The organism is Arthrobacter sp. TmT3-37, assembly GCF_054510835.1.
On record NZ_JBTNDU010000001.1, the window covers coordinates 16,547 to 32,291 of the forward strand.

General features: G+C 70.8%; 10 protein-coding genes. 4 read left to right on the forward strand and 6 right to left on the reverse strand.

Going from position 1 to position 15,745, the window contains the following annotated elements; translation table 11 throughout:
* The first annotated feature begins 80 nt into the window (after positions 1 to 80).
* Positions 81 to 4,187, forward strand: coding sequence for an FtsK/SpoIIIE domain-containing protein (locus tag ACX80U_RS00065; protein WP_459267006.1), 4,107 nt, complete (start codon positions 81 to 83; stop codon positions 4,185 to 4,187).
* On the opposite strand, the gene ACX80U_RS00070 is transcribed toward ACX80U_RS00065, so the two are convergent.
* Complete coding sequence (locus tag ACX80U_RS00070; RefSeq protein WP_459267007.1) at positions 4,150 to 4,572, reverse strand: hypothetical protein; 423 nt, start codon at positions 4,570 to 4,572, stop codon at positions 4,150 to 4,152. The two genes, ACX80U_RS00065 and ACX80U_RS00070, sit on opposite strands and share 38 nt — an antisense overlap.
* Positions 4,573 to 4,814: 242 nt before the next feature.
* Here ACX80U_RS00070 and ACX80U_RS00075 point away from each other — a divergent pair, with 242 nt between their 5' ends.
* On the forward strand, positions 4,815 to 5,063 hold the full coding sequence (locus ACX80U_RS00075) for a WhiB family transcriptional regulator (protein WP_055769355.1): 249 nt from the start codon (positions 4,815 to 4,817) through the stop codon (positions 5,061 to 5,063).
* A 104-nt stretch (positions 5,064 to 5,167) separates the two neighbouring features.
* Here the strand turns inward: ACX80U_RS00075 and ACX80U_RS00080 are convergent, their stop codons facing one another.
* The 4 genes from ACX80U_RS00080 to ACX80U_RS00095 form a co-directional block, all read right to left on the reverse strand.
* Positions 5,168 to 6,643, reverse strand: coding sequence for a sensor histidine kinase (locus tag ACX80U_RS00080; protein WP_133080927.1), 1,476 nt, complete (start codon positions 6,641 to 6,643; stop codon positions 5,168 to 5,170).
* Positions 6,644 to 6,776: 133 nt separating this feature from the next.
* Positions 6,777 to 11,615 (reverse strand): NAD-glutamate dehydrogenase, encoded by a 4,839-nt coding sequence (locus tag ACX80U_RS00085; protein WP_459267008.1) that lies wholly within the window; start codon positions 11,613 to 11,615, stop codon positions 6,777 to 6,779.
* 60 nt (positions 11,616 to 11,675) lie between these two features.
* Entirely contained in the window at positions 11,676 to 12,986 is a 1,311-nt protein-coding gene (locus ACX80U_RS00090; protein WP_459267009.1) for an AAA family ATPase, read from the reverse strand.
* Positions 12,983 to 13,639 carry an SAF domain-containing protein gene (locus ACX80U_RS00095; protein WP_459267010.1) on the reverse strand — a complete coding sequence of 219 codons (657 nt, stop codon included), beginning with the start codon at positions 13,637 to 13,639 and terminating at the stop codon, positions 12,983 to 12,985. Before ACX80U_RS00095 ends, ACX80U_RS00090 begins: the two co-directional genes overlap by 4 nt.
* Positions 13,640 to 13,821: 182 nt before the next feature.
* Here ACX80U_RS00095 and ACX80U_RS00100 point away from each other — a divergent pair, with 182 nt between their 5' ends.
* On the forward strand, positions 13,822 to 14,049 hold the full coding sequence (locus ACX80U_RS00100) for a helix-turn-helix domain-containing protein (protein ID WP_459267011.1): 228 nt from the start codon (positions 13,822 to 13,824) through the stop codon (positions 14,047 to 14,049).
* A gap of 76 nt (positions 14,050 to 14,125) precedes the next feature.
* Here the strand turns inward: ACX80U_RS00100 and ACX80U_RS00105 are convergent, their stop codons facing one another.
* On the reverse strand, positions 14,126 to 14,686 hold the full coding sequence (locus tag ACX80U_RS00105; RefSeq protein WP_459267012.1) for a hypothetical protein: 561 nt from the start codon (positions 14,684 to 14,686) through the stop codon (positions 14,126 to 14,128).
* A gap of 124 nt (positions 14,687 to 14,810) precedes the next feature.
* Between ACX80U_RS00105 and ACX80U_RS00110 the strand changes: the two genes are divergently transcribed.
* Positions 14,811 to 15,668: a LysM peptidoglycan-binding domain-containing protein gene (locus ACX80U_RS00110; protein WP_459267013.1), complete on the forward strand. Its 858-nt coding sequence runs from the start codon at positions 14,811 to 14,813 to the stop codon at positions 15,666 to 15,668.
* The last annotated feature ends 77 nt before the right edge of the window (positions 15,669 to 15,745 follow it).

The window sequence follows — 15,745 nt, forward strand, 5'->3', positions numbered from 1 at the left end:
GTCCACAACGCACCCTGCCGGCCCGAAGCGCACCCGGACCGATCCTAGCCTCGGAGGCACCCGTCGTCCCAGGAGGCCCCATGGACCTGCACGTCACCCTCGCGAGCAGTCCCCCGCACAGCTCTCCCACGCGGGAGATCGTCGTGGACCCGGAGGTGCTGGGGACCGGCAGCGCGCTCGCCGACCAGCTCGAGGCGGCCGGCTACAGCGGACCGTTCTCCGTGGACGGCCGGCCCCTGAACACACTGGTGCCACACAGCGGAGCCCTCGTCGACGGGGCGATCATCGTGGCAGGGCCGCTCGGGCGAGCACCCGGACCGCCGCACGTCCCCCACCTCGTCTTCGTGGTGTGCGCGGGTCCCGACGCCGGGCAGGTGATTCCGCTCACGCGGGGCGGCTACACGATCGGACGTGCGGGCAGCGACATCGTCATCGCCGATCCGTCCCTCTCCAGGCGGCACGCGCTCCTCACCGTCACGGCGGATTCCATCCTGCTCGAGGACCTGGGGTCGGCGAACGGGACGTTCGTCGATGACGAGCGGATCATCGGCACCGGCATCACCGTCTCCGCCGGGCTCCGGTTCGGCGCGAGCCGGTGCCGGATCGAGCTCATGGACGATGCGGGGTGGGTGCCCGGACCGGCGGGGGACATCCTCGAGCCCCTGGCCGTCGGACAGGACGTCCCCCGCCGGCCATCCCGCACCATGGTCCTCACCGCGCTGCTACCGCTCGTCCTCGGTGTCGTCCTGGCCCTGGCCACCGGGATGTGGTTCTTCCTCGCCTTCAGCGCCCTGTCCGCCGGTACCGGCCTCGTGCCCCTGCTCGCGTACCGCCGCCAGTCCCGGGATTTCCTGCGCGCCGTGCGAACCGCCGCGGAACGGGACCGCGACCGGCGTACCCGCGCCGTCCCCGAACCCGGCCAGACGGCCCTGGACGCCCTGCGGGCGCTGCATCGGCGACCTGGACCTCCACCGCGGTCACGGTCGCCTGCACGGGACCCGCTCCTGCTGAGGCTCGGCACGGCGGATCAGCCTGCCCGCCTCGCGAGCGGGCCGACCGGTGTGCCCTTCATCCCGCCCATCCTTCCCGGACTGCCGCTCCACCTGCCGTGCCCGGTACGGACGGATGCCACCGGCAGCCGGCGGGTCACCATCACGGGCGAGGACGGGGCCGTGCAGGCCCTGGCCCGCGCCGTGCTCCTGCAGGTGGCCCATCCGGGGTCCGGCGGTGCGCCCATCATCTGCTGGGGATCGGTCCCGGATCTTCCGCAGGCGGCCCGCTTCCTCCCGAACGTCCGCGTCACCAGGGATCCCGTCACGCTCGCCTCGCTCCTCCGCGAGCACGGGATCCGGCTGGTCCTCCAGTTCTCCGACGACCTGCCCGCCCTCCCGGGGCTCACCGGGCTGCCCCTGGTGTGGTTCGCTGCCCGGGGCGCTGCCGCGGAGGCGGCACCGCCGGATGGGCACCTGACCATCGGTGCGGGAACGGCCCGGGCGTCCATCGGCGGATGCGAGTACGACGTGGTGCCGGACGGCGTTTCCGCGCAGTCCTTCGAGCGGACGGCACGGGCACTGGCACGGGCGGCAGCGGACGGAGCAGGATCCGCGGCCGTCGACCGGCCCGGCGTCCGGCCGGTCCGCGGCACGATCCCGCGGTCCGTCTCCTTCTGGGACGGGCAGCCGACCCCGGACAGCATCGTCCGCACTGCACGACGCCGCTGGCCCACGGCCGACGCCCGACGACCGGTCGCCCACGTCGGCGCGTCGGCGACCGGCCCCGTCCTCGTCGACCTGGTCGAGGACGGCCCGCACCTCCTGGTCGCAGGCACCACCGGCTCCGGGAAGTCGGAGTTCCTGAGGACCCTGGTGCTGGGACTCGCGATGGACCAGCCGCCCCGGCAGCTGGCACTGCTGCTGATCGACTACAAGGGCGGCGCAGCCCTGGGTCCGCTCGCAGCGCTCCCCCACTGCGTGGGTAGCCTGACAGACCTGTCCGTCGAGTCGACGGCTCGTGCCCTCACCTCGCTGCGCGCCGAGCTGGGACGCCGTGAACGCCTGTGTGCCGACCACGCCTCCTCCGACCTGGACGAACTACGCGCGGTGTCGCCGTCCTCGTGTCCGCCACGCCTGGTCGTCGTGATCGACGAGTTCCGGATGCTGAGCGACGACGTCCCCTCGGCCGGTGCCGACCTCCTGAAGCTCGCCGCGCTCGGCCGCTCCCTGGGCGTCCACCTCGTCCTCGCGACACAGCGGGTGCAGGGCGCGGTTCCGCCGGACATGCGGGCGAACCTCACCTCGACAGTGCTGCTGAGGGTCCAGACGGCCATGGAGTCGCAGGAGTTGCTCGGATCCGGGGTGGCAGCCGATCTGCCCGTCGGCACCCCCGGCAGGGCTTTCCTGCGCAGGGGGGCGGAGCCGCCGGTCGCCTTCCAGGTGTCATCCTGCTCGGGCGCCACCGCGGCAGACCTCTCCTCCGGGTGGCAGGACCTGGTCACCTACCTCGGCGGCGGCGCACGCGAAGAACCGGCGGAACGTCCTGTCGCGGGCAGCGGACGGGAGCCACCCTCCGATCGGCAACCGACCAGGACGGGACGCGCCGCCCCTGGACCGGGTCAGGATCGCGGTGTCCTCGAGCGCGCGGCGGCGGCGCTCGCCGAAGCCGCAGCCGGCATGGCGGCCGGGCGTCCGGCTCCGCCGGTCCTGCCTCCGCTGCCGACCTCCGTCGGACCGGCCGCGTGCACCGCCCTCCTGCCGGCCGACCCGTCACGGGAAGCGGCGTCCGCAACGGGTGCGCTGCTCGGCATCGCCGATCTCCCCGACCACCAGGCACAGCGGCTCCTCCAGTGGCGGCCGGCGGACCATTCGCACCTGGCGCTGGTCGGCCTGCCCGGCAGCGGTGGGACGGAGGCTCTCGGAGGAGCGGTGGCATCCCTGCTGGACGCGGACCCGGATCTCCACCTGTACCTGCTCGACGGTGACGGGAGCCTGTCGGGATCCGCGCTCCTGCCCCAGGTCGGCGCCCATGTGCCGTCGCACGAGACGCGGCGAGCCGCCCGGGTGCTCGAGCGGCTCGCCGCACTGCGCGTCGAGCCGCCGGAGGACCTCCCGCGGATCGTCCTCGCCATCACCGGATGGGGCCGGTGGAGCAGCCAGTTCCGCGCCGGGCGTTCCGCGCGGGCGGAGGAGGACCTCCTGACGATCGCGCGGGACGGCAGCAGGATCGGGGTGGCCGTGCTCGTCACCGGGGATCGTGACCTGACCACGTCGCGGTTCTTCGCCCTGCTGCCGAACCGCGTCTACCTGCCCCTCGGCGCGCACACCGAGACCACGCTGACCTGGCCGACGATGCCGGCGCTCGATGCGGTGATGGGCCGCGGGCTCGCCCAGGGACGCATCACGGGCAGCTGGGGGGATGCAGCATGCCAGCTGGCGCTCGGGCCCTCCCCCACCGGTCACGCTTCCCGCCCGCCTGCCCGCCGCCCGTTCCCCGTCCATCCGCTGCCGCGGACCGTCATGCTCGAGGCACTCGTCCGCCGGACCGGCGGGGATGCAGGCGGACGGCACGACCTCCTGCTGGGAGTCTCCGGCGATGACCTGCACCCCTACTTCGTCCCCCTGGACCCGGGCGAGGCGTACCTGGTGCTGGGGCGTGCATCCTCCGGGCGCACGAATGCCCTGGAGGTGCTCTCCGCGGCCTCGGCGTCCAGCGGATCCCACCGCGTCCCGGTGGCACCACCGCCGGGCATCGGAGCCGCACAGTTCTGGCGGGGCATCGCGGACCCCGGCTCCACTGCCTGCCGGCCGGAGCATTGCATCCTGGTGGTCGACGACGCGGACACCCTTCCGGCCGATGTGCACCAGGTGCTCTCGGAGTTCGTCGCCCGCGGTGCCGCGGCCGTCCTGTCCGCGGCACCCGGGCCCACGCTGATGGCGCGTGTGCCGCTCTCGCTCCAGGCGCGCAGCACAGGCCGGGGCTTCGTCCTGGCGCCGAGGTCGTCGGGCGACGGCGACTTCTTCGGGGCCCGCTTCGACCTGGACACGCCACCCGTACCCGGACGGGGATACGCCTGCGATCCGGCGGGAGCCGTCGAGGTCCAGGTCGCCTGCGCCGCTACGCGGTGGACACCCGGTCCCCCGCCTCCGAGCAGGCCTACAGAATCCGCCCGTCCCCCGTGGGCCGCGCCGTGAAACCGACGACCGGCTTCGAGAACAGGGTCACGATGACGGCGGCGGCGGGGACCATGAGTGCGAGCCCGATCGCCGGGTTCCCGGAGGAGAAGAAGGGGAAGGCGAGGATCACCAGGAACAGCTGGACGACGAGCGACGGGGACCGGGGCCACCGGAAGCCGGCGACGAGTTTGCGGGCCATCACGGCCAGAGCCGCGGCGACCAGCAGCAGCAGGACGGCCAGGAAGACCGAGCCTCCCACGGACACCGGATCGGCCGCGAAGACCGTCCCGAGAGAACCGACGGCGAGGACCACGAGCGCTACCGCCTCGAGGACCAGGACGGCGGCGATCAGGACGACGCCGCGAGGTCGGTTCGAGGAATGCGGGGCTGGGTCTGTGGCCACTCTCGAACCCTACCCGACGGGCCGGGCGCCCTCCTGGCCGACGAAAGGCGGCGGTGCTGTGACAAACCACTCACCCATCCGATCAATTAGGACGGTAAAACCCCTTGTTTACCCAGTAGTAACGTGACAGCCTTAAAAGCAGTGCAAACCCGGGGGCCCACGTCGGCCCCTTTACTATGAGCCCCCTCGTGAATGTTTTCACAAACTCACGGTGAGCGAGGCTAGAGGAGAATGTGATCACCATGGATTGGCGTAGTCGCGCGGCCTGTCTGGACAAGGACCCGGAGCTGTTCTTCCCGGTCGGCAACACCGGACCGGCGCTGCTTCAGATCGAAGAGGCGAAGAGCGTGTGCCGACGCTGCCAGGTGCAGGACACCTGCCTGCAGTGGGCCATCGAGTCGGGCCAGGACGCCGGAGTATGGGGTGGACTGAGTGAGGACGAGCGCCGTGCGCTCAAGCGCCGGGCCGCTCGGGCCCGCCGCGCCTCCTGACCGACGCCGGATCATCCGGCCGGCGCCGGAACACGAACCGGTACGACGAAGGGCCGCCCATCGGGCGGCCCTTCGTCGTTCCTGCGGTGCTGGTTGTGAGGGCGCTAGTTCTGGTTGAGGTGCAGTCCCAGTTCGAGTGTGACGGAGGTTCCGCCGCCGGGGCGGATGCTCCACTCGATCGTCCCGCCGAGTTCACTCGTCACCAGCGTCCGGACGATCTGCAGGCCGAGGCCCTCCGCGTGCCCTCCGGGCGGCAGCCCGACGCCGTCGTCCTCGATCGTCACCCGGAGGATCTCCTCGCCGTCCGGCTCCGTCCGGCGGTTCGCCATCAGCCACACCGTCCCTGCGCGTCCTGACAAGCCGTGCTCGACGGCGTTAGTGACCAGTTCGTTGATCACCAGGGCCAGCGGTGTCGCGAGATCGCTCGGCAGCTCCCCGAAGTCGCCGCTGCGCTCGGTGCGCACCGCCTGCGACGGTGAGGCGACCTCCGCCGACAGGCGGAACTGGCGGGAGATCAGCTCGTCGAAGTCGACACTCTGGGCCAGGCCCTGCGAGAGCGTCTCATGAACCAGGGCGATGGTGGACACCCGTCGCATGGCCTGCTCGAGTCCGAGCTTCCCCTCGTCGCTGACCATCCTGCGGGACTGCATCCGGAGCAGCGCCGCGACGGTCTGCAGGTTGTTCTTCACGCGGTGGTGGATCTCCCGGATGGTCGCGTCCTTCGACACGAGCTCCATCTCGCGGCGTCGGAGCTCGGACACGTCCCGGCAGAGCACGAGGGCGCCGAAGCGCTCCTTCTCGTCGCGGAGCGGGATGGCCCGCAGCGACAGGCTGACCCCGCGGGACCCGATCTCGGTGCGCCAGGGCATCCGGCCGGTGACGACCAGCGGGAGCGTCTCGTCGACCATCCTCCGATCCTTGAGGAGCGCCGTCGTGATCTCCGCGAGGGGCCGTCCCTCGAGGGTCTCCACATCGCCCAACCGTCGGAAGGCGGACACACCGTTGGGGCTGGCGTATTGCACGATCCCGTCGACGTCGAGGCGGATCAACCCGTCACCCACGCGCGGAGCACCCCGCCGGGAACCGGTCGGCGTCGCGAAGTCGGGCCACAGGCCGAGGGTCCCCATGCGCAGGAGGTCGTAGGCGCACTGCCGGTAGGTCAGCTCGAGCCTCGACGGCATCCTGGAGCTGGAGAGGTCCATGTGCGTGGTGACGACGGCGAGGGTACGGCCGTTGCGCACCATCGGGACCGCCTCGACGCGCATCGCCATCTCGGTGGTCCAGTTCGTCTCGCCCGAGCGTTCGATCTTCTGCGACTCCCAGGCGATGTCGACGAGGGGCTGGAGGTCCGCGCGGATGCGCTCCCCGACGAAGTCGCTGTGGAAGACGGTGTGCGAGGTCGAGGGCCGTGCGTGGGCGAGGGCGACGTAGCCTCCTCCGTCGAGGGGGAACCACAGTGCGAGGTCGGCGAACGCGAGGTCGGCCACCATCTGCCAGTCCCCCACGAGGAGATGGAGCCACTCGGCGTCGCCGGGCTCGAATCCTGCGTACTCGCGGATCGGGTCAGTGAAGATAGCCATGGAGTCTCTCTGTTGCTCGGGTCAGTACGTCGGCGCGGTCGGAGCCCGGGACGGACCGGACCTGCGGCGCAGTGTGCCGCAGGTCCAGTCTGTCATCCCGATCGCCCCGCACGGGCCGCCGGGGCGGGCTCCGCTACCGCACGATGGACCGCAGGAGGCGCAGCGCGACCGACAGGGAAGAGATGTCGTCCTGTTCCAGCTGGTTGACCTCCGCGAACATGTTGCTGGCCCGCTGCAACTGGTCCGCGTTCTGCTCCTGCCAGGCCAGGAGGCGCTCGCCCGCATCGCGGTCCTGCAGGTCCTGCGAGGCCCGCAGGACGGCGACGGAGATGTCGGCGATCGTGGAGTAGAGGTCGTCGCGCAGGGCTGCACGTGCCAGGGCCTGCCAGCGATCCGTCCGCGGCAGCGTGGTGATCCGCTCCAGCAGGTCGTCCACCTCGAAGCGGTCGTAGACCGCGTAGTACACCTTGGCGATGTTCTCGACCGGCTCGTCCACCCGGCGCGTGCTGTATGCGATGTCGAGCAGCGCGAAGGACTCGAACTGCTCGGCCCAGTGGCGGCCGAGCTCCTCCGGCAGGTGCCATTCGGTCGCCGTCTCCATCGCTTCGCGCGCACGCTCCCGGTCGCAGCCTCGCAGGTATTCCGAGAGCCGGGCTCGGAACGGGGCCACGAGCGGCTGGAAGGCGGCGATGTCGGCGTCCACCGTCGTGCCGGGCTCCACGTGGTTGACGAACCAGCGCACCGCGCGGTCGAGGAGGCGGCGCAGGTCCAGGTGCACCGTCGTCCAGCGGTCCGTCGGGAATCCCGCGGGCAGGGCCGCGAGGGTGTCGACGGTCTCGTCCAGCGAGTAGATCTCGCGCAGAGCCACGAAGGCGCGGGCGATGACCGGCTCCGGCACCGACGTCTCCTCCATCACGCGGAAGGCGAAGGTGATGCCGCCCAGGTTGATGATGTCGTTGGCGATCACGGTCGAGATGATCTCGCGACGCAGCGGATGCGTGTCGAGCAGGTCGTCGAACCGTTCCACCAGCCGGCGCGGGAAGTAGCGGCGCAGGGTGCCGCTGAAGTACGGGTCGTCCGCGAGGGTGCTGGCGGACAGGACCTTCGTCAGCTCGATCTTGGCGTACGCGGCCAGCACCGACAGTTCCGGTGACGTGAGGCCCTGGCCGGCGTCGAGGCGACGGCGGAGTTCGGCCGTCGACGGTAGCGCTTCCAGGTCGCGGTCGAGATCCGCCTTCTTCTCGAGCCAGTCCATCATCCGCTCGTAGCTCGGGCTCCACTCGATGACCCGCTGGCGGTCGTTGAGCAGCAGGACGTTCTGGTCGATGTTGTCCTGGAGCACGAGGGTGCCGACCTCGTCGGTCATCGAGTGCAGGAACTCCGCGCGCTCCTCCGGCAGCAGGCGCCCGGCACGCACCATCCGGTCGACGAAGATCTTGATGTTGACCTCGTGGTCCGAGCAGTCGACCCCGGCGCTGTTGTCGATGGCGTCCGTGTTGAGCAGGACGCCCGCGAGTGCGGCCTCGATCCGGCCCCGCTGGGTCATGCCGAGGTTGCCGCCCTCGCCGACCACGCGGGCGCACAGTTCACTGCCGTTGACGCGGATGGCATCGTTCGCGCGGTCCCCGACCTCGCCGTGCGTCTCGTCGGTCGACTTCACGTACGTCCCGATGCCGCCGTTGTACAGCAGGTCGGCAGGCGCCCGCAGGATCGCGCGGAGCAGGTCCGGCGGACTGAGTTTCGACACGCCGTCCTCGAGCCCGAGTGCTTCCCGCACCTGCGGGGAGACGGGGATGGACTTCGCCTGCCGCGGGTAGACCCCGCCACCCTCGCTGATCAGCGCCGTGTCGTAGTCCTCCCAGCTCGAGCGAGGAAGCTCGAACAGCCGACGCCGCTCGGCGAAGGACGCGGCCGCGTCCGGATTAGGGTCGAGGAAGATGTGGCGGTGGTCGAATGCCGCGACCAGGCGGATGTGCTCGGACAGGAGCATGCCGTTGCCGAAGACGTCGCCGCTCATGTCACCGACACCGACCACGGTGAAGTCGTCGGTCTGGGTGTCCACGTCGAACTCGCTGAAGTGCCGCTTGACGGACTCCCAGGCGCCGCGGGCGGTGATGCCCATGGCCTTGTGGTCGTAGCCGACGGAGCCACCGGAGGCGAAGGCGTCACCGAGCCAGAAGTCGTACTCGGCGGAGAGTTCGTTGGCGATGTCCGAGAAGGACGCCGTGCCCTTGTCGGCCGCCACCACCAGATAGGTGTCGTCGTCGTCGTGCCGCACCACGCGGGCGGGAGGCAGGACCGACTCGGTCGTACCGTTCGTGATCACGTTGTCCGTGATGTCGAGCAGGCCCCGGATGAAGGTCCGGTAGCTCGCCTGCCCCTCCGCGAGCCAGGCCTGCCGGTCGACCGCGGGATCGGGGAGCTGTTTCGCGAAGAAGCCTCCCTTGGCCCCGGTGGGCACGATGACGGCGTTCTTGACCGTCTGCGCCTTCACCAGGCCGAGTACCTCGGTCCGGAAGTCCTCCCGGCGGTCGGACCAGCGCAGGCCGCCGCGGGCCACCTTGCCGAACCGGAGGTGCACGCCCTCGACCTGGGGCGAGTACACCCAGATCTCGAACTTGGGCCGGGGGAACGGCGCTCCGTCGATACGCGCGGTGTCGAACTTGAAGCTGACGTGGCGCTTGTCCTGGAAGTAGTTGGTCCGGAGGGTCGCCTCGATGAGGTTCGCGAAGGTGCGCAGCACGCGGTCGGCGTCGAGGGTCGCCACGCCCTCCAGTCCTTCGTCGAGCGCGGCCCGGGCGGCCGCCGTGGCGACCTCCCTGTCCCCGTCGAGGTCGGGATCGAAACGCGCCGTGAACAGCGCCACGAGGGCACGGCTGACGACGGCATTGCGCTGCAGCGTGTCCGCGACGAAGCCGTAGGAATTGGTGTTGCCCATCTGGCGCAGGTACTTCGCGTAGGCGCGCAGGATCAGCACCTGGCGCCACCCGAGCTCCTCGCTCAGCACGAGGCGGTCGAACTGGTCGGACTCGCTGCGTCCGGTCACCGCGGCGGTGAAGGCGTCCTGCAGCAGGGGTGCGGTTCCTAGCGGCGAGATCCCCGCCGGGTACCGGAGGCCGAGGTCGTAGAGGAAGAACGAACGATCGTCCGACCGCGTGATCTCGAACGGCCGCTCGTCCAGCACCTCGAGACCCAGGTTGTGGAGGTAGGGCAGGATCTGCGTGAGGCTCTTCGCCTCCGCCAGGTAGAGCTTGAGGCGAGCGTCCTCGACCGTGCCGGAATCCTGCCGCTCAGGCACGTAGACGTGCAGCTGGAGCGCCCCGGCCTGCGCTGCGGGGAGACGCTCGAAGCGCGAGATGTCCTCCAGCGCGTCCTCGACCTCGTAGTCGACGCGGTAGCTGGGCGGGAAGGACTCCGCCCACAGCGCCGCGAGACGCTGGGCCGTGTCCTGCTCGAACCTGTCCTGCGCGACCTCGACGATGCCCTCGGACCATGACCGGGCGGCGCGCACGAGACGGTCCTCCAGCTCCGTGGCGTCGACCGCGGGGATCTCGGCTCCCTTCTGCAGCCGGATGCGGAAGAACAGCCGCGCGAGGGCGGATTCGCTCATCCGGGCTTCGAAATCGATCGAATCCGCGTCGAGCGCGGTCCTCAGTTCCTCCTCGATCCGCAGCCGGACGCTCGTGGTGTACCGGTCGCGGGGAAGGTAGACGAGGGCCGACATGAAGCGTCCGTAGACGTCCGGGCGCAGGAACAGCCGCGTCCGCCGGCGTTCCTGGAGCCGCAGGATCCCGAGTGCGGTCGACACCAGATCGGAGACCTCGATCTGGAAGAGCTCGTCGCGCGGGTAGGTCTCGAGGATGGACAGCAGATCCTTCCCCGAGTGCGAGTCGGACGGGAAGCCGCATCGGCGCAGCACCTCGGTGACCTTGTCGCGGACCAGGGGGACGTTGCGGACCGAGCCGGTGTAGGCGCTGGTGGCGAAGAGTCCGATGAAGCGGCGCTCACCGTTCACGTTGCCCTGCGCGTCGAAGCTCTTGATGCCGATGTAGTCGAGGTATGCCGCGCGGTGCACCGTCGACCGTGAATTGGCCTTCGTGATGACGAGGACGCGGCGTTCACGGGCCTTCGCGCGGCCCGCCGCGGTGAGTTGCTGGAGGTGCCCTCCGCCGGTCCCGTTCCGCAGCAGGCCCAGTCCACTGCCGTCGCGGACCCGCAGGGCGTCGGCGCCTCCCTCGTCCGTCACGAGGTCGTACTCCTTATAGCCGAGGAAGGTGAAGTTGCCGTCGTCGAGCCACTGCAGGAGCTCCTGTGCCTGCCGCAGGTCGGGGATGTCCTCGGCCCCCGCGATCGAGCCCAGGGTCGACTCGATGGAGCGCACCATGTCGCGCATGGCGGGCCAGTCCTCGACGGCAGACCTGACATCACCCAGCACGCGATGCAGTCCGTCGACGATCGAGTCCCGGGCCGCCGCGTCGGGAAGTCGCGAGACCTCGACCGACATCCAGGACTCGATGTGGGCGGCCCTGCCGGAGATGCCGATCATGTCCCCGACGTTGGGCAGGGCGGCGGTGTCACCGCTGGAGGCGCCGGCCGTGGACGGGACGCGCTTGAGTGCTGCCAGCGCGTGGGTCCCTTCGTCGCGGACCGCGACGAAGGTCGGGTGGACCACCAGCTGGATGGCCGCGTTCTGCCGCACGAGCTCCGCCGTGACGGAGTCGACCAGGAACGGCATGTCGTCGGTGACGATCATCACGATGCTCGAGGCGCCCTGGTCGATGACACCGACGGCGGCGGTTCCGGGCTCGCGGGACCCGGCGAGATCGCGGTGCGCGAAGGCGCGCTGGCGGAGGTCGATCGGTGCGTAGCCGGCAGCGTCCTCGAGTGCGAGATGCTCGAAATAGTGCTCTACGAATTCCTCCCCTGACGTGTCCGAGCTGAACTGATCCGTTGTCCTGGATCCAGACGACATGGGGATGGCCTCCGTAACGAAATGAAAGGCCGCTCCGTTGCGACCTCTTACCAAGGAAGCCTATCGGGGTTGCCGGAAAACTTCACGTCGCCGGGTCTCTGTCCCGGCGCCCCTCCGCTTCCCGGCGACGGGCACCTCGGCGAGTTCGGCGATCGCGAGCCGGAGCCGCGAGGCCGGTGCCGTCTCGAGCAGGGCCGTACCCGCGAGGAGCGCCTGGTCGACGGCCGCGTAGTCCACGGGGAGGAAGGCCGAGATCCCCGCCGCCGGCCCGAAGCGCTCCCATGCCTCCCTCAGCTGGTTCTCGGGTGCCCGGCCGACGGCCGTGGCCCTCACCTTGTTGAACACGACGCGCGGTGCGGCGGTCGGCACCACGTCCGCGAGTTCGGCGAGCGCCTTCACCAGGCGGGGGACGCCGACCGCGTCCGCTCCCCCGACGGCGATGACCGAGTCGGCGGCGTCCAGGCAACGGAGCGTTGCACCGTTGCGGCGGGGTGCGAGTGTATCGAAGCTCAGCTCCTCGTCCGTCTCCAGGCAGAATCCGCAGTCGACGATCGTGACGTCGGCGATCGATCGGGCTGCCTCGAGGACTTGACCGAGGGCGGCCGGGCGCAGCTCGGGCCAGCGGTCGGGCCGCGTGATGCCCGTCAGCACCCTGAGCCGGCCGCCCTTGATAGCCACGTTCACGGCGATCCTGGCGAGGGCCGTACCGTCGAAGCCGCCCTGGTCCGCGATCCGGCAGGCCTGGGCGAGCCCCGCCGACTCGTCGAGGAGCCCCAGCGCGGCACCGATGCTCGCACCGTACGTGTCCGCATCGATCAGCAGGACCGACGTTCCCGCCGCGGCGAGCTCGGCCGCCATGTTCAGGGCCACCGTGGTGCGACCCGGTCCGCCGGGTGGCCCCCAGACCGCCGTGATCCGTCCGTCTCCGGGCGCCTGCGGTGGATCGGCCGGCACGGGGACGGCGACGTCGGGCACGTCCCGCGGGTCGGCGTAGGCGAGCGATCCCCGAGAACCGGCAGATCCGGCGTCGAACCTGTCGACCGCCCGGGACACTGCCTCTGCCAGTGCGGCGGGGTCCACCGATGCGGCGACGTATTCGGCTCCGTCGAGAATCGCCGGACCCTCCGGTGACCCGTCGGTCAGCACGACGACGACGACACCCGCGAACCGCAGTCGGTCGACCAGTGAGGCGGTGAGCTCGACGGCGCCGGACGCGATGATCACGGCGCGTGCGAGACCGGACTGGCAGGCGGCCACGAGTTCGGCGAGCTCCTCGCACCGGCGGACGACCGTGACCGGACCCCTCAGGCGTTCGAGCCCGGGGACGCATGCGCTCGCGGCCGGCCCGAGCGTGAGGACGGGGATGTTCACGATCCGGCCCCGGGATCGAGGACGACGGCGATCCGGGCCTCGTTGGAGAGCGCGTCGAGCAACTGGGGCATGGCGGCGTCCTCGACGAGGACCTGCACGAGGGTCGACGCGCTTCCGCCCAGGGCCGACTCCCCGACGGTCAGCTCGGCGATCTCGGCGGCCTCGAGCAGCAACCGCGGCTCCTCGTACGTGTTCGTGTCCGCCCGGAGGGAGACCCAGACGTCCACCCTGTCACCGGCGGCGGTACCGGAGGGCAGCGGATCCTCGACGGTGAGGCCGACGGGCTTGCGGTCGAGGTCATCGGCGCTGCCGATCGCGGACGCCGGGATGAGTTCACCCTGCGGAATGAGTCTCGTCGCGACGGCATCGTCGGGAAAGCCGTCGTCGACCGGCCGGTAGGCGGAGGCGGAGTCCCCGAGATTCACCGGCACGGCGACGACGTCCTCGAGCGACAGGGCGGAGCCGACGGGGATGTCCTCCCGTGCCGCGTACACCTCCGTGGTGCTGTCCTGACTCTCCAGCAGTGCGATGACCCCGGCCGTCGACGCGAGCACCAGCATCAGTCCGATGAGCAGGCGCGGGTCCTTCCAGGACGGCTTCTTCAGCCGCGGGGCCTCACCCTGCAGGTGCACCACGCGTGCGTCACTACTCACTGTCGCCCCCAGAGAACCTGTGCCGCCCGGCGGACGGCCCCTCCTGGCAGCAATTGTTGTGCACGGGAACCACCAAGGGAACCGGTCGGCGCCGAATCGGGACAAACTGTGGAAATCCGGATCAGCGACCGGGCCCGGTGGCACACTGGACGCATACCGGAACAACCAGGAAAGGCGGACCCGTGGCCGAGCGGCGTTTCCTCACCCTCGCCGATGTGGGCGAGGTGCTCAACATCAGTTCGTCCCAGACATACGCCCTTGTCCGGTCCGGTGAACTGCCCGCGATCCAGGTCGGGGGGCGGGGCCAGTGGCGCGTGGAGACGCGCGTCCTCGAGGAGTACATCGCGCAGGCGTACGAGAGGACCGCGTCGGCGCTGAGGAGCGAGGCGGGGAGCACTCCGCTCGCCTGATCTCCTCCCCCCACGACGGGGACGGGACCACCGGCCGCAGGGCCTTCCGCGTGTCGTGCCGGCAACGGGCGCGCCGCTACTCGATGGACGACTCCGACTCGAGCGTGTCGATGGAGCTGAAGGGCACTGTCAGCACCTCGCGGACCTCTGCGGCGCGTCGTTCGTCCCCACGCGGGATCAGCGCCAACTCCAGGAAGTCCGAGCCCACCCGGTCGATCACGCCGAAGTAGCCGGAATCCGCGGACGTCACCCACAGTGCCACCTGCGCCCTGTCCCGGGACAGGGCGCGCAGCACCGGGCCCAGCCCGAGCTTCGCCTCGATCCCCGACAGGGGCTGGCCGACCGCACGGCCGGACGTCCGGACGGTCCGCAGGGCGGGCAGCGGCACGACGACCGACCGTCCCTCCACGGCCAGTGCGAGCCATTGCGCGCCGACATTCGTGAGGACCCCGGTGACCGAGCGGCCTCCTCGCGTGGAGACACCGACCTGTCGCCCGACCTGCCCCGACAGGCGCTGCACCAGTGTCAGGCGGGCCTGCTCCCCGCGCGTGCGTTCACGGATCTCGCTCTCCTGCTGGGCGGAGGCCACCGCGTGCAGTTGCGATTCGAGGTCGGCGAACAGGGCATCCCAGCGCATCGCCCCACGGTAGGTCGCAGTGCTGCAGGGGTCAACCTTCCGCAATGAACATCCAGAGAATCAGTTGTAGACAAACAGAACCAAACTGTATCAAACTGACACGAACGAGGAAGGGATCGAGCCGATGAAGACCTCCGCAGTCGTCCAGGCAGGCATCATCCTCGTGTGCGGCCTGGTGCTGGCCGGCGCCGGTTCGGTTCTGCTCCGGACCCGGCCGGCGTCGGGCCGCTCCGGGCTGGAGAGTACGCTCGGGATCGGCCTGGCCGCGCTCGGGGTGGTCATCCTCGCATGGTGGGTGCTCGCGCTCGGAGCCGCCGTCGTGGCCGAACTCCTGCGCAGGCACGGCCGGCCGGCCGCCGCGGACCTCGCTGCGGGATGCGCTCCCCCGGTCATGCGCCGTCTCGCGGCCGTCCTGCTCGGCATCAACCTCCTCGCGCTGCCTGCCATGGCCTCTGCAGCACCGGGCGGCACGGCGTCCGACGTCGGCGGGCCGACGGGGACCGGCGCACCTCCTGCGGCTTCCTTGCCCGGCACCGACACGGCAGGCGACACCGCAGGCGACACCGCAGGCGACACCGCAGGCGACACCGCAGGCGACACCGAGGGCGACACCGCAGGCGACACCGAGGGCGGGATCTCGCCCTACTGGGTGCCGACCCCCTCCCCCGCCGTCGCGGACGGGCAGCAGACGGGGCAGCCACCCGGGTCCCCGGTCCCGCCAAGCTGGGAGCCGGCGCCGATGCCGGCCGACGGGAGCCTCCTGGTCCGACCGGCGACGAGGGCGCCGGTCGGCGCGGCCGAGGTCGTCGTCGCACCCGGGGACTCGCTCTGGTCGATCGTCGCGGCCAGGCTCGGACCGCTCGCGACCGCGGCGGACGTCGCAGAAGCCTGGCCGGGCTGGTTCGCCGCGAACCGTTCGGTCATCGGGGACGATCCATCGCTCCTTCTGCCCGGCCAGGTCCTGCACGCCCCGTTCCCCTGAACTCCGCCGCATCAGCCATCGCGGCACGGCCGGCCCCGATCAGCCACCCGTCCCGGCGACGCACAGCCGGTCGATCA

Excerpts from the sequence above, each read along its gene's own strand:
- ACX80U_RS00085 (WP_459267008.1), bottom strand. The coding sequence starts at position 11,615 with ATGTCGTCTGGATCCAGGACAACGGATCAGTTCAGCTCGGACACGTCA.
- ACX80U_RS00110 (WP_459267013.1), top strand. The coding sequence starts at position 14,811 with ATGAAGACCTCCGCAGTCGTCCAGGCAGGCATCATCCTCGTGTGCGGC.
- ACX80U_RS00080 (WP_133080927.1), bottom strand. The coding sequence starts at position 6,643 with ATGGCTATCTTCACTGACCCGATCCGCGAGTACGCAGGATTCGAGCCC.
- ACX80U_RS00075 (WP_055769355.1), top strand. The coding sequence starts at position 4,815 with ATGGATTGGCGTAGTCGCGCGGCCTGTCTGGACAAGGACCCGGAGCTG.
- ACX80U_RS00065 (WP_459267006.1), top strand. The coding sequence starts at position 81 with ATGGACCTGCACGTCACCCTCGCGAGCAGTCCCCCGCACAGCTCTCCC.
- ACX80U_RS00105 (WP_459267012.1), bottom strand. The coding sequence starts at position 14,686 with ATGCGCTGGGATGCCCTGTTCGCCGACCTCGAATCGCAACTGCACGCG.